Annotated in this window: 13 protein-coding genes; 8 read left to right on the top strand and 5 right to left on the bottom strand. The window is 72.5% G+C overall.

What is annotated here, in order from left to right:
* The first annotated feature begins 57 nt into the window (after positions 1-57).
* Positions 58-1359 (top strand): HNH endonuclease signature motif containing protein, encoded by a 1302-nt coding sequence (locus HOQ23_RS02880; protein ID WP_172211718.1) that lies wholly within the window; start codon positions 58-60, stop codon positions 1357-1359.
* 256 nt (positions 1360-1615) lie between these two features.
* Positions 1616-2116: a putative immunity protein gene (locus HOQ23_RS02875; RefSeq protein WP_216653559.1), complete on the top strand. Its 501-nt coding sequence runs from the start codon at positions 1616-1618 to the stop codon at positions 2114-2116.
* A gap of 191 nt (positions 2117-2307) precedes the next feature.
* On the opposite strand, the gene HOQ23_RS02870 is transcribed toward HOQ23_RS02875, so the two are convergent.
* Positions 2308-3129, bottom strand: coding sequence for a biotin--[acetyl-CoA-carboxylase] ligase (locus HOQ23_RS02870; RefSeq protein ID WP_367650343.1), 822 nt, complete (start codon positions 3127-3129; stop codon positions 2308-2310).
* 54 nt (positions 3130-3183) lie between these two features.
* On the opposite strand from HOQ23_RS02870, the gene HOQ23_RS02865 reads away from it, so the two are divergent.
* The 4 genes from HOQ23_RS02865 to HOQ23_RS02850 all read left to right on the top strand — a co-directional run bounded on the left by HOQ23_RS02865 (position 3184) and on the right by HOQ23_RS02850 (position 7555).
* On the top strand, positions 3184-4812 hold the full coding sequence (locus HOQ23_RS02865; protein WP_172211714.1) for an acyl-CoA carboxylase subunit beta: 1629 nt from the start codon (positions 3184-3186) through the stop codon (positions 4810-4812).
* Positions 4809-5054: an acyl-CoA carboxylase subunit epsilon gene (locus HOQ23_RS02860; RefSeq protein ID WP_172211712.1), complete on the top strand. Its 246-nt coding sequence runs from the start codon at positions 4809-4811 to the stop codon at positions 5052-5054. The genes HOQ23_RS02865 and HOQ23_RS02860 overlap by 4 nt, the downstream gene beginning before the upstream one ends.
* Before the next feature lie 213 nt (positions 5055-5267).
* Positions 5268-6803 carry a glycosyltransferase family 2 protein gene (locus tag HOQ23_RS02855; protein ID WP_172211710.1) on the top strand — a complete coding sequence of 512 codons (1536 nt, stop codon included), beginning with the start codon at positions 5268-5270 and terminating at the stop codon, positions 6801-6803.
* A gap of 29 nt (positions 6804-6832) precedes the next feature.
* Positions 6833-7555 carry a hypothetical protein gene (locus HOQ23_RS02850; RefSeq protein ID WP_172211708.1) on the top strand — a complete coding sequence of 241 codons (723 nt, stop codon included), beginning with the start codon at positions 6833-6835 and terminating at the stop codon, positions 7553-7555.
* Positions 7556-7619: 64 nt separating this feature from the next.
* On the opposite strand, the gene HOQ23_RS02845 is transcribed toward HOQ23_RS02850, so the two are convergent.
* A complete protein-coding gene (locus HOQ23_RS02845) occupies positions 7620-8696 on the bottom strand; it encodes a response regulator transcription factor (protein WP_172211706.1) in 1077 nt (358 codons plus the stop codon).
* A 54-nt stretch (positions 8697-8750) separates the two neighbouring features.
* Positions 8751-9755, bottom strand: a complete 1005-nt coding sequence (locus tag HOQ23_RS02840; RefSeq protein WP_172211704.1) for a glycoside hydrolase family 6 protein — start codon at positions 9753-9755, stop codon at positions 8751-8753.
* 143 nt (positions 9756-9898) lie between these two features.
* Here HOQ23_RS02840 and HOQ23_RS02835 point away from each other — a divergent pair, with 143 nt between their 5' ends.
* Positions 9899-10480, top strand: coding sequence for a TetR/AcrR family transcriptional regulator (locus HOQ23_RS02835; protein WP_216653558.1), 582 nt, complete (start codon positions 9899-9901; stop codon positions 10478-10480).
* Positions 10481-10490: 10 nt separating this feature from the next.
* Positions 10491-11099 carry a Maf family nucleotide pyrophosphatase gene (locus tag HOQ23_RS02830; protein ID WP_172211702.1) on the top strand — a complete coding sequence of 203 codons (609 nt, stop codon included), beginning with the start codon at positions 10491-10493 and terminating at the stop codon, positions 11097-11099.
* Here the strand turns inward: HOQ23_RS02830 and HOQ23_RS02825 are convergent.
* Both HOQ23_RS02825 and HOQ23_RS02820 read right to left on the bottom strand, forming a co-directional pair.
* The gene (locus HOQ23_RS02825; protein WP_172211700.1) at positions 11020-11616 is read right to left on the bottom strand and encodes a GtrA family protein; all 597 of its coding nucleotides are present in this window, start codon (positions 11614-11616) and stop codon (positions 11020-11022) included. The two genes, HOQ23_RS02830 and HOQ23_RS02825, sit on opposite strands and share 80 nt — an antisense overlap.
* An 81-nt stretch (positions 11617-11697) precedes the next feature.
* Entirely contained in the window at positions 11698-12930 is a 1233-nt protein-coding gene (locus HOQ23_RS02820; protein ID WP_172211698.1) for a glucose-1-phosphate adenylyltransferase family protein, read from the bottom strand.
* Positions 12931-12964 lie beyond the last annotated feature (34 nt).

The following is a 12964-nucleotide window of genomic DNA, read 5'->3' as shown; positions in this document are numbered from 1 at the left end:
TTGCCTTGCCTTCCCACAACCTCTTTCTGTCGAACGTACGTTCGAGTAGGATGAGGCATGGCCTCCCCCGAGCTCCCCGACTGCGGCTCCCCAGCCGCCGTGCTGGCGTTCGCGCAGGAGCAGCGGACTGCGGTGCAGCGGGCGGAGTTCGGAGTCCTGGAGGCCGCGCTGGCCTGGGCGGCGATGCACCCGGCCGAGTCGATCTCGCCGCAGACACCGACCACCGGATGGATCTTCGCCGAGGTGGCGGTGCCGCTGGGTGGTGAGGGCACGCCGCTGGTCGCGGAGTTCGCGCCGATGGAGCTCGGTGCCGCGCTCGGGATGTCCACTGACGCCGCGCGTGCGTTGGTGGGTGCGGCGCTGGAGCTGGCGCACCGGTTGCCGCGGACCTGGCAGCAGATGCGTGCCGGTGAGGTCCCGGTCTGGAAGGGGCGCCGGCTCGCGCAGCTCACCGTGAGCCTGCCGCCGGACGGCGCGGACTTCGTGGACCGCCAGCTCGCCGGGAGCGTCGGAAGAGTCGGTTGGGCCGGCATCGAGCGGCTCGTTGACCACGCCCGGGTCGCCTTCGACCCCGAGGGTGCGGAGAGGCGGCGCCGGGAGGCGGCCGACGGACGCCGGTTCGACGTGCACACCGACGAGGCCACCCACGACGGGACCGTGCGGGTGGACGGCGAGCTCGACCTCGCCGACGCGATGGATCTGGACGCCGCGATCCGTCAGGGGGCCGAGGAGCTCGCGGCGCTCGGGTCCACCGAGTCGCTCGACGTACGCCGCTCGGTGGCGGCCGGTGAGCTGGCCCGGCGCCAGCTCGCGTTCGACCTGCGTGGCGAGGGCGGTGACGGTGCCGCGAGCGTGGTGAAGCCGCGCCAGGTGGTGATCCACGTGCACCTCTCCGACGCCGCGATCAGCCGCGACGAGGTGGGCATCGCCCGCATCGAGGAGACCCGGTCCATCGTGTCGACCGAGCAGGTCCGTGCGTGGTGCACCGGTGACGCCCAGGTGGTCATCACGCCGGTCCTCGACCTCGACGCCCACCACCACACCGACGCCTACGCGATCCCGGACAAGCTGGCCGAGCAGACCCGTCTGGCCCAGCGCGCGTGCGCGTTCCCGTGGTGCGAACGACCCGCCCGACGCTGCGACACCGACCACGTCACCGCCCACGGTGACGGCGGGCCGACGTGCAGCTGCAACCTTGCTCCGCTCTGCCGGCGCCACCATCGCGCCAAGACCCACACCGGTTGGATCTACGACAGGACCGACGCGGTGACGTACCTCTGGCGCTCACCGCATGGGCTCCATCTCGTGAAGGACCACGGGGAGACCCGTCTCGTCACCGCGCACCCACCCGACGTCTAGATCACTCGCCCCGGACCCCGCCAGCAGCCAGCCGTGCGGGGTCATACCCCTGCTCGGTTCAGCTTTCTCGGACGTGGGCCTCGACGAGCTCGCCCCACGTGAAGCGCTCGACCAACGGCGGGACTCACTGGTTGTGTCCCTGTTGACGCCGTCAGTCACCTGATCTTCCGATGATCGCGCGCACTACTCGGCCGCTCGCCCTTGAGACTGCTGAGAGGCTGGCCCTGTGATTCTGCCCCCTGTTCGAGACCCCCGAATGGTCACGATCAGACGAGGGGGCAGCCTGACCGATGCCGATCACCAGCTACTCGCGTTGTGGGCTGCTGAGTGCGCCGAGCACGTGCTGCACCTGTTCGAGGAGGAAAGCCCCGCGGACAGCCGTCCGCGGCGAGCCATCGAGGCCGGTCGGGCGTGGGCTCGCGGTGAGATGGCCATGATGGACGCGCGCGCCGCGGGAGGTCATGCCATGGGTGCGGCTCGCCCCTTGACGGGTGCCGCCCGATTCGCTGCTTATGCCGCCGGTCAGGCCGCCTGCGTTGGCCACGTGGCCGAGCACGACCTCGGTGCCGCCGCCTACGCCATCAAGGCTGTCCTAGCCGACTCCGCGGGCGACCATGACGCCGGCCGCATCGAGCGAGACTGGCAGCGTCAACGGCTCCCCGACCCGGTCCGCGAGCTGGTCCTGTCGGATCAGGTCCGTCGCAACGATCTCTGCTGGTCGGTCTTCTTAGCGAGGAAGTGCACGCTGCCGAGATGACTCGCGGAACTGCCGCGGGGGTGCGGTCTGCACGAGCGCGGGCCCAGGCCGCCAGGTCGACTGGGAACCGGCGTGCTCGTTCCCGCGACAGGTGGCGCAACGTCGTGGCGATGCAGGCAACCTGCGACCAGCCCGTTGCCGACATGGTCGTGTTGTCGAACGACTTCGCCAACCGGCGGGCGCGCCCGAACTCAGGCGGGCCGGACGTGGATCACGTCACCGGCGCCGACGGCGACGGGGCCGTCGGGTCCCTCGACGATCAGCCGGCCGGAGTCGTCGATGTCGGTGGCGCGGCCCAGGAGCGCGGCGCCGGAGGGCAGCTCGACGCGCACGTCGCGCCCCAGCGTCACGCACGCGTCGCGGTACGCCGCGCGCAGGCGCCGCGCACCCTCCTCGCCGTCGCGCTGCCAGGCCCCGTACGTCTCCATCAGGGTGTCCAGCAGCTCACCGAGCAGCTCGGCACGGTCGGGTGTCCCGCGCTCCCCCGCCTCGAGCGCCAACGAGGTCGCGGTCGGGACCGGGAGCTCGTCGGCGGCGAGGTCGACGTTGAGCCCGATCCCCACGACGGCGGCCATCCCGGTGGGCGTGTCGACGACCTCGACGAGGATGCCGGCGACCTTGCGGTCGTGGATCAGCGCGTCGTTGGGCCACTTCACGCCGGCGGCGGGGAACCCGGCCTCGCGCAGCGTGCGCCCCACGGCGTACCCGGTGAGCAGCGGCAGCCACGGCCAGCACCGCGTCGGCACCGTCGGGCGCAGCAGCACCGAGACGATCAGCCCGGAGCGGGCCGGCATCTCCCAGCTGCGGTCCAGCCGCCCGCGTCCGGCGCTCTGGTGCTCCGCGACCACGACCAGCCCCTCGGGCGCGCCGTCGCGGGCCCGCTGGGCGAGGACGGCGTTGGTGGAGGTGGCCTCCTCGACCACCTCCACGACCAGGTCGGGCCCGGCTTCCCGGGGCCCGGCAGTGATCCGGGTCCTGTCCAGTGGTGGGCGCGCCGACAGGGAGGGGGTCACGGGCACTACATTGGCCCACACCCTGCACGGACGCCAGCGAGGAGAGCAGACCCAGTGAGCGCACAACCCGGCGAAGGCACCGACGTCCCCACGGGCCCCGGGGCCCCGGACATCCACACGACGGCCGGCAAGCTGGCGGACCTCGAGCGACGCATCGACGAGGCGGTCCACGCCGGCTCCGCCAAGGCCGTCGAGAAGCAGCACGCCAAGGGACGCCTGACCGCCCGCGAGCGCGTCGCGCTGCTCTTCGACGAGGGCTCCTTCGTCGAGATCGACGAGCTGGCCCGCCACCGCTCCACCGCCTTCGGCCTGGAGAAGACCCGCCCGTACGGCGACGGCGTCGTCATCGGCTACGGCACGGTCAACGGCCGCCAGGTCTGCGCCTTCTCCCAGGACTTCACCGTCTTCGGCGGCTCGCTCGGCGAGGTGTACGGCGAGAAGATCACCAAGATCATGGACCTCGCGATCAAGACCGGCGCGCCGCTGGTCGGCATCAACGAGGGCGCCGGCGCCCGCATCCAGGAGGGTGTCGTCTCCCTGGGCCTGTACGGCGAGATCTTCAAGCGCAACGTGCACGCCTCCGGCGTGATCCCGCAGATCAGCCTGATCATGGGCAACTGCGCCGGCGGGCACGTCTACTCCCCCGCCGTCACCGACTTCACCGTGATGGTCGACCAGACCTCCGGCATGTTCATCACCGGTCCCGACGTCATCAAGACCGTCACCGGCGAGGACGTCACCATGGAGGACCTGGGCGGCGCCCGGACCCACAACACCAAGTCCGGCAACGCGCACTACATGGCCTCCGACGAGGAGGACGCCATCGAGTACGTCAAGGCGCTGCTGTCCTACCTCCCGCAGAACAACCTCGACGAGCTGCCGTCCTACGACGAGGTCGCCGACCTCGAGGTCTCCGACCTGGACCGCTCGCTCGACACGATCATCCCGGACTCGCCGAACCAGCCCTACGACATGCACGAGGTCGTGCGGGCGATCGTCGACGACGAGGACTTCCTCGAGGTCCAGGAGATGTTCGCGCCGAACATCATCGTCGGCTTCGGCCGGGTCGAGGGCCGCCCCGTCGGCGTCGTCGCCAACCAGCCGATGCAGTTCGCCGGCTGCCTGGACATCGACGCCTCCGAGAAGGCCGCGCGCTTCGTCCGCTTCTGCGACGCCTTCAACATCCCGGTGCTCACCTTCGTCGACGTCCCGGGCTTCCTGCCGGGCACCGACCAGGAGTGGAACGGCATCATCCGCCGCGGCGCCAAGCTGATCTACGCCTACGCCGAGGCCACCGTCCCGCTGGTCACGATCATCACCCGCAAGGCCTACGGCGGCGCGTACGACGTGATGGCCTCCAAGCACCTCGGCGCGGACATGAACATCGCCTGGCCGAGTGCGCAGATCGCCGTGATGGGCGCGCAGGGCGCGGCGAACATCATCCACCGCAAGGAGCTGGCCGCGGTCGAGGCCGCGGGCGGCGACGTCGAGGCCCGGCGTGCCGAGCTGATCGACGAGTACGAGACCACCCTGGCCAACCCCTACATCGCGGCCGAGCGCGGCTACGTCGACGCGGTCATCGCGCCGCACGAGACCCGCTCCGAGGTGGTCCGCTCCCTGCGCCTGCTGCGCTCCAAGCGCGAGTCGCTGCCGGCCAAGAAGCACGGGAACATCCCGCTGTGAGCGGCCCCGAGGTCCCCGAGGGCACGGCCCCCGCAGCACCGGCCGCGCCGGTCCTGCGGGTGGTCAACCCCGACGCCACGCCCGAGGAGATCGCCGCCCTGGTCGCGGTCCTGTCCTCGCTCGGCACCGGCGCGCCGGCCCCCAAGCGCCCCGTCTCGGCCTGGTCCGCCCCCGAGCGGGCCGCCCGCCGCGCGCTCTCGCCCGGCCTCGGCGGCTGGCGCGCGAGCGGCCTGCCCCGCTAGACCAACACCCCGTCCGAGGCGCCGGACCGCCGGGCCCGAGGTCTCTTGAGGAGATCTTGGGTTTTCCGGTCCGGCGCCTTGAGGCAGCGCCGCCACACTGAGAGCGAGCAGCACGCGGCGTACCGCGGGCCGAACCGACGGGAGCAGCGCGTGGACCCTCGCCACGGGATCGAGCAGGTACCGCCCACCTCGCCCCTCTGGGGCACTGACGCGATGGGCGAGCCGACCCGCTCCGCGCACCCGGGTCTGCCCACGCACCCCGGCCCGCCGGCGGTCGGGGCCCTGCCGACGGCACCCGTCCCCGCCGCGCCCGTCGAGAACCCCTACGTCCGCACCCTCGACCCGCGGCTGGCGGCGTACGCCGAGGAGTTCCTCGAGCGCGTCGACGAGCTGCCGACGTACCGCCCGACCATCGGCTGTGTCATCCCGGCCTACAACGAGGGCGAGACCATCGCCGGCGTCCTGGACGCGCTGCTCATGCAGACCCGGCTGCCGGACGCGATCCACGTCATCGTCAACAACACCACCGACGACTCCGTCGAGATCGCCGGGCACTACGCCGGGCCGCACACCCGCACCACGCCGACCGGTGAGCAGTCGACGGTCGTCTACGTCCACGACATCGGCAAGAACCCCGACAAGAAGGTCGGCGCCCTCAACTACGGCTACTCCCTGGTCGAGCACATGGACTACCTGCTCGGCGTCGACGGCGACACCACGCCGGAGCCGGACGCGGTCGAGCACCTGATCAACGAGATCGCCAGCGACGACCGGATCGGCGGCATCTCCGCGATCTACTCCATCGACGACTCCGCGCTGCGCGGCCCGGTCGAGAAGTTCCTCATCGCCGGCCAGCGCGCGCAGTTCTCGGCGTTCAACATGCAGAACCTGCTCAAGGGCCGCAACATGGCGGTGCTGGGCGGGCAGTTCTCGATCTTCTCCACCCAGGCGCTGCGCGACGTGCTCAAGGACAGCCACCAGCGCACCCCGTGGGTCAACGACTCCGAGGTCGAGGACTCGCTGCTGTCGCTGCAGATCAAGTCCGCCGGCTACCTGACCAAGATCTCCGCGCACGCCCGGGCCCACGTCGGTGGCATGACCACGCTGCGCTCGCTGGACGCCCAGCAGGTGAAGTGGAACTTCGGCGCCATCGACCTGATGTGGCCCGGCCAGCGCGGCGACACCCGCGGCCAACCGTTCCACCCGAACCTGCGGCTGCGCTGGTTCGAGCACCTGTCGATGGTGCTCAACATGGTGACGCGGCTGATGTTCTTCATGCTGCTGATCGCCGCGGTCTCCATCGACGCCTTCGTCTTCCGGGCCTGGTGGCTGATCCCGCCGACCGCAGCGGTGCTGCTGAACCTGCGCGTCGCGCACTCGATGAAGTTCCGCAACAAGCGCGACTACCTGTTCGCGCTGCTCATCGCCCCGGCCGAGATCTACATGCTGATCCGGATGGGCCACTTCGTGCGCGCCTGGCTGAAGTTCTTCAGCCGTCAGCAGACCGACAACTGGGCGGCGCAGGCCAAGGCCGAGCGCGGCAAGGGCGCGGCGTGGATGTACCCCTTCATCGCCCTCGCCGTCGTGTTCGCCGGGTTCGGCGCGGTGTGGAACTACGCCCCGATCTCGATGGCGACCAAGTCCGAGATCCTCGCGATCGGCTGGCCCGTCCTCGGCATCATCACCATCGTGCAGACCGTCTGGATGGCGCTGAAGGCGATGCGCCCCTACCGCGGCTTCCAGGCCTGAGCAGCAGCTCTCCGAACCGAAGGACTCCCGTGCAGACCCGATCCCGCCGCGCTCGCACCACGTCGTACGCCGTGCTGATGTGCGTGCTCGCCCTCCTGCTCAGCTCCTGCGCCGTCTGGGACGCGCTCGCCCCGGACGACGAGCAGGTCCCCACCGCCGAGCCGTCGGCCGTGGAGAAGATGTTCGACTCCCAGTTCACCCGCGACGGGACCTTCCAGTCCCACATCGACGTCGACGGGATGGACTTCGTCTACACGCTGTGGCCGACCAAGTCGACGCCGCGCACCAACGAGTGGTTCCCGCGCGGCGACAAGTTCTTCTCCTTCACCTTCCAGGCCTACGACCTCGACCGCCGCCTGCGCGACCCGTTCGCCACCAAGCGCAAGGTCTACCTGGACCGGATCAAGGTCACCTCGCGGACCACGACCGTGGGCAACGGCCGCACGCAGAAGCCCTACCGACTCGACGCCTCCGCCCGCGCGATCACCTTCGACCCCGAGCCGGTGGCCACCGAGCGCGGCATGCTGATCACCTCGCCGAAGGGCGCCTTCGAGCTGCGCAACCAGCGGATCGGCCCGATGTCGCTCGACACCCGCGGCCTGACCCTCAGCTTCACCGCCACCGTGTGGATCCAGGACGAGGCCGGTAGCGAGTCCTTCTACAAGAGGGAGATCCGCCAGAACGTGCCGATCGCGATCTTCGAGTCCACCGAGCGCACCGCGGTGACCAAGATCCCGGTGAACGCGAACTGAGCGCCGCCCGCCAGTCACCGGTTGCCGGCCGCGCCACCCCGACGGGGCGGCGCGGCGGCCGGGCTCAGACCGGCTCGGCCATCCGGTAGCCGACGCCACGCACGGTCTCGATGTAGCGCGCGGTGGCGCCGTCGTCGCCGAGCTTGCGGCGCAGGCTGGCGATGTGGGTCTCGACGGCGCGCTTGTCGGCCTCGTTGACGAAGTACGACGTGACGTACTGCTCCCCGCGCATCGTGAGCACCAGGTCGGCCTTGCTGCGGACCCGGCGCCCGGTGCCGATCAGGGAGACCAGCAGGTCGAGCTCGGTGCGGGTCACGTCGACGACCCCGCCCTTGAGCGTCAGGACGCCGGTCTCCGGGTTGAGCGCGAGGTCGGAGAAGCGCAGCCACCCGTCCGAGGCGACCGCCGCGGGGGCGACCGGGGACTGGACGACCGGGGACTGGGCGACCGGGGACTGGGCGGCAACCGGCGCGGGCGGGACGACCGGCGCCACCGGGGCGGGCGGCGCGACGGGAGCGGCAGGCGGGACGACGGGCGCGGCCACGGGCGGCGCGGGTGCGACCGGCGCAGGGGGCGCGACCACGGCGGCGGGGGCGACAGGCGCCGCGGCGGGCGGCGTGGGCTCGCCTGCGCCGAGCGGGGACAGCGGGCTGCCCTGACCGAGGTCGCGGGCGGCGCGGGCCGCCCAGGAGAGCTTCTCGACCGGCTTGGGCGCCACCGGGGGCTCGCTCCGAGCCCAGGCGGCCGGGACCTCCTGGCGGGTGCGCGGGCGACGCAGCATCGAGTCCGCGCGAGCACGCAGCTCGCGGGGGCGGAACGGCTTGACGAGGTAGTCGTCGGCGCCGGCCTCGAAGCCCTGCACGACGTCGATCTCGTCGGCCAGCGCGGTGATCATGATGAGGTAGGTGCTGCTGAACTCGCGCAGCCGCTTGGCGACGGCGAAGCCGTCCATGCCCGGCATGTTCACGTCGAGGGTGGTCAGCAGCGGGTTGTGGCGGCGTACCGCCTCGACGCCGTCGGGGCCGTCCTCGGCCACGATCGTGCGGAAGCCCGACTGGGTGAGCACGATGTCGATGAGATCACGCACATCCGGGTCGTCCTCGATGATCACGGCCGTCCAGTCGGCGTCTCCCCCAGTCATGGCTGGAGCGTAGCAACGCATCGAGGGGTCACGTCGATCACCGGCCGTCCCCGGTCACCAGCCCGAGCGGTCCGCCATCTCGAGGGTCCGCTCGGGCCAGAAGTCGCCGGCCGGCGGGCCCGCGTTGCAGGTCCCGTCGCTCTCTCCCGGGGGCTTCACCCACAGATACGCGTCCAGCCCGCCGTCCCCGGGCACCAGGCCGGGCTCCAGGCCGAGGCTGCGCCCCTGCGGATTGCACCACTCCTCGCCGGCGCCGGCGCCGTTGCGCCCGCGGTCGATGACGTAGTGCGCCCCGCCCACCAGCGCGCTGACCCGTTCCGCGTAGGCGAGCTCGTCGTCGTCGGGCTGGTAGTTCGACACGTTGGTGGCGAAGCCGCGGGCCTGCTCGATCCCGGCGTCGGTGAGCAGGTCGGCCATCTCGCGCGGCGCGAGCCAGCGCGAGTGGCCCCCGTCGAGGTACGTCGAGACGCCCGCCTCGGCCAGCACCTCCACGGCCCCACGCACCAGCCCGACGCGCTGGTCCGGGTCCGGGCAGTCCCGGGCCGAGGCGAGGGCGTCGGGCTCGAGGACCGCGACCGCCACCTCTCCGGTCTCGGCGGCGTCCGCGATCTCCTGCACCCAGGGCAGGTAGCCCGAGGCGTCCAGCCCGCCCGCGGAGTGGCCGCCCGTGCAGTCGCGGTCCGGGATCCCGTAGACCACGAGGACCGGCAGCCGGTCGGCGTCCTCGGCGGCGCGGACCACCCCCTCGACGTACTCCCCGACCCGGCCCGGCGGCGTGCGCTCGGGCGTCAGCCAGATCCCCTGCGGCACCTCCGCCAGCCGGCGGAACACCTCGGCGCGCCGGGTGGCGCCCGCCTCCTCCGCGGCGGCGGCCGCCTGGGCCGTCCGCGAGCCGGTGTCCACGAGCAGCGCCCGGGCCGCGAACGGGTTGTCCTCGCGGGGGTCGACCTGGTCGCCGCCGCAGCCGGCGAGCAGCAGCACGCCCGCCAGCACGCAGGTCAGCAGCCGGGCCGGCCCCGTCGTACGCAGCGGCCGGGAGGAACGGCCTCGAAGTCTCACGGGCGTCATCATGGCCCGGGGCCGGTGCCGCGCCGCGGGCGGGCGGGCGGGCGGGCACCACGGCGCGGACCGCACCGCGGGCTCTCCGCGGAGTCGGCACAACATCGTCGGGCCGGTCTGCGTGCGCTGCTAGCGTGCCGCGGGTGACCGCACGGATGAGCGCCGACCACCGGCGCGAGCTGGTGCTCCAGGCCGCGACCCGGGCGTTCGCGCGCAGCGGCTACAACGCCACCAGCACCGACGCGATCGCCCGCGAGGCGGGGGTCTCCCAGCCGTACGTCGTGCGGATCTTCGGCACCAAGCTCGACCTGTTCCTCCAGGTCTTCGAGCGCGCCCTGGAGCGGGTGTCCGCGACCCTCGAGCAGGTGGTCGACCAGGTGGCCCCGGCCGCGGCCACCGGCACCGAGCCGACCCCGGCGAACGCCCCGCAGCGGCTCGGGGCGGCGTACTCCGCCCTGGTGCGCGATCGCGACCTGCTCCAGGTCACCATGCACGGCTTCTCCGCCGGCGGCCACGTCCCGCGCATCGCCACGGTCGCCCGGGCCGGGCTCGGGCGCATCCACGAGACGCTGCGCCGCGGCGGATGGAGCGAGGAGGAGGTGCGCGACCTGGTGGCGCGCGGGATGCTGATCAACGTCCTGCTCTCCATCGGCGCCCCCGAGCACGCGCAGGACGGCACCGCGCTGGCCGGGCTCACCCACGTCACCCTCGGCGTCGCCCAGTAGCCTCCGGCGGGTGACCACCCTCGTCCTCGCCTCCGCCTCCCCCGCCCGCCTCGCGACCCTGCGCAGCGCCGGGGTCCACCCGGTCGTGATCGTCTCCGGGGTCGATGAGTCCCAGCTCGAGGACCTGTCCCCCGCCGACCTCGCCCTGGGCCTGGCGGAGCTGAAGTGCGCAGCCGTCGCGGAACGCCCGGAGGTGCCGGGCGACGCACTCGTCCTCGGGTGTGACTCGGTGCTCGAGCTCGACGGCGAGGCGCTCGGCAAGCCCGCCGACGAGGCGGAGGCGACCCGGCGCTGGCGCGCGATGCGCGGGCGCAGCGGCGTGCTGCACACCGGTCACTGCCTGCGCGACACCGCCACCGGGCGCACGGCCACGGCCCTCGCCTCGACCACCGTCCACTTCGCCGACGTGAGCGAGGAGGAGATCGCGGCGTACGTCGCGACCGGCGAGCCGCTGCACGTCGCGGGCGCCTTCACCATCGACGGTCTCGGCGGCGCCTTCGTCACCGGCATCGAGGGCGACCACCACAACGTGGTCGGGCTCAGCCTGCCTGTGCTTCGGGAGCTGCTCGCCCAGCTGGGGCACTCGTGGGTGCGCCTGTGGACGACCCCGCGGCACTGACCGGGGCACCGACCGGAGAGCCTGCCGTCGAGCCGGCCGGGGCGCTGACGGCGGCGCGCTCCTCGCCCGGCAGCGGCAGCGGGCGGCGGAAGACGAAGGTGCGGAACAGGAAGAACCGGGCGGCCATGCCCAGCACCAGGCCGATGACGTTGGCGGAGACGTTGTCGGAGACCGGGTCGGTGAGCCCGAGCGCCTCGCGGCTGATCGTCAGGCAGGCGATCGGGAGCAGCATGGTGACCGCGTTGATCACCACGAACGCCGAGATGCCGCCGTCCGCGGGACGCACCGAGCGGTCCTTGAAGGCGTAGTTGCGGCTGCCGTGGAAGCTCACCACCATGCCGACGGTGTTGGCCAGGACGTAGGCCAGGATCGGCTGGCTCTCCAGCAGCGCGACGCGCCCGGACCCGAAGCCGTGGAGCAGCAGGTTGAACAGCACCAGCGCGACGAGCGTGGCGAGACCGCCGACGGCGAGGAAGCGACCCGCCTCGGTCAGGTAGCGGCGCCAGCGGCTCGACATGGGCGACAGGCTACTGAAGGCCGGGACCGGGGCACGGCCCCGGCACCCGTGTCGCCCCGCCCGGGCCCGCGCCGGGGCCGCTCAGGCGGTCGTCCCCGGCTCCAGGCGGCTGCCCGGCTCCAGGCGTACGCCGCGGCCGACGACCGACCCGCGGCCCACGAGCGTGATCAGGTCCGGGTCGTCGAGGGCAGCCTCCCCGGCTCCCTCGACGACGGCGTCCGCCTCCACCTCGCAGTCGCTGTCGAGGATCGCCCAGTCCACCCGGGCGCCGGCGCGCACGACGGTGTCCGCGCTGAGCACGCTGTCGCAGACCTCGGCGCCCGCCTCGACGACGACGCCCGGCCCGAGCACGCTGCGGCGTACGGTCCCGGACACCTGGACGCCAGGGCTCAGCAGGGAGTCGACCACGACCCCGCCGTCGAGCACCCGGGCCGGGGTGCGCTGCGGCTGGCGGGTCAGGATCGGCCACTCGGGATCGTCGAGCACCCCGTGGTCCTCGGTGAGGAAGTCACGGTGCGCGCGGAGGTAGAGGTGCGGCTGGCCGAGGTCGCGCCAGTACCCGTCGTAGGAGTGCACGACGGTGCGGCCGCGCTCGACGAGGCGGGGCACCAGGTGCTCGCCGAAGTCGCCGAGCCCGGTGTCGCCCTCCTCGGCCTCGTGGGTGAGGTTGCGGTGCAGCTCCTCGAGCACCTCGATCAGCACCTCGCGGTCGTAGACGAACGCCTCGGTCGCGATGGTGTCGCCCGCGGGGTCCTCGGGCTTGTAGTCGATGCGAGTGACCCGGCCGTCCTCGTCGTGCTGGACGACGGCGTGGTCCGCCGCGCGGTCGCCCGGCGGCACGGCGGTGGTGACCACCGTGCACTCGGCCCCGGCCCGCCGGTGGGTCTCGAGCACGTCGGTGAAGTCGAGGCGGTAGACATGGTCGGCGCTGAGCACGACGACCTCGTCGGGGGCGGCGGCGCGCACCTGGTCGCGGATCCGGTACAGCGCGTCGGCGTTGCCCTGCGCGAAGCCCTCCTCGTCCGCGGTGCCGGTCCCCTCCTGGGGCATCAGCAGGCGCAGCCCGCCGTGGCTGCGGTCGAGGTCCCAGGGCCGGCCGTTGGCGACCTGCTCCTCGAGCGACGAACCCTGGAACTGGACCGCCAGCCAGACGTCGGTGATCCCGCTGTGGGCGAGGTTGGACAGCGGTATGTCGACCAGCTGCCAGGAGCCGGCGAATGGCAGGGCGGGCTTGGCCCGCTCACGGGTGAGGACGTCGAGACGACCGCCGGAGCCTCCGGCCTGGACGATGGCGAGCACGCGGGAGCGGGGCATACAGCATGGTCACACAGCCCTGGTGAGCGGCGCA

The sequence above is a fragment of the Nocardioides sp. zg-DK7169 genome (assembly GCF_013155365.1).
Lineage (GTDB): Bacteria > Actinomycetota > Actinomycetes > Propionibacteriales > Nocardioidaceae > Nocardioides.
Note: the sequence above shows the minus strand (reverse complement) of the source record. Positions and strands in the feature narration are given on the sequence as shown.

Coding starts and splice junctions, on each gene's coding strand:
- HOQ23_RS02825 (WP_172211700.1), bottom strand. CDS start 11,616: ATGTCGAGCCGCTGGCGCCGCTACCTGACCGAGGCGGGTCGCTTCCTC.
- HOQ23_RS02820 (WP_172211698.1), bottom strand. CDS start 12,930: ATGCCCCGCTCCCGCGTGCTCGCCATCGTCCAGGCCGGAGGCTCCGGC.
- HOQ23_RS02855 (WP_172211710.1), top strand. CDS start 5,268: ATGGGCGAGCCGACCCGCTCCGCGCACCCGGGTCTGCCCACGCACCCC.
- HOQ23_RS02845 (WP_172211706.1), bottom strand. CDS start 8,696: ATGACTGGGGGAGACGCCGACTGGACGGCCGTGATCATCGAGGACGAC.
- HOQ23_RS02875 (WP_216653559.1), top strand. CDS start 1,616: ATGGTCACGATCAGACGAGGGGGCAGCCTGACCGATGCCGATCACCAG.
- HOQ23_RS02880 (WP_172211718.1), top strand. CDS start 58: ATGGCCTCCCCCGAGCTCCCCGACTGCGGCTCCCCAGCCGCCGTGCTG.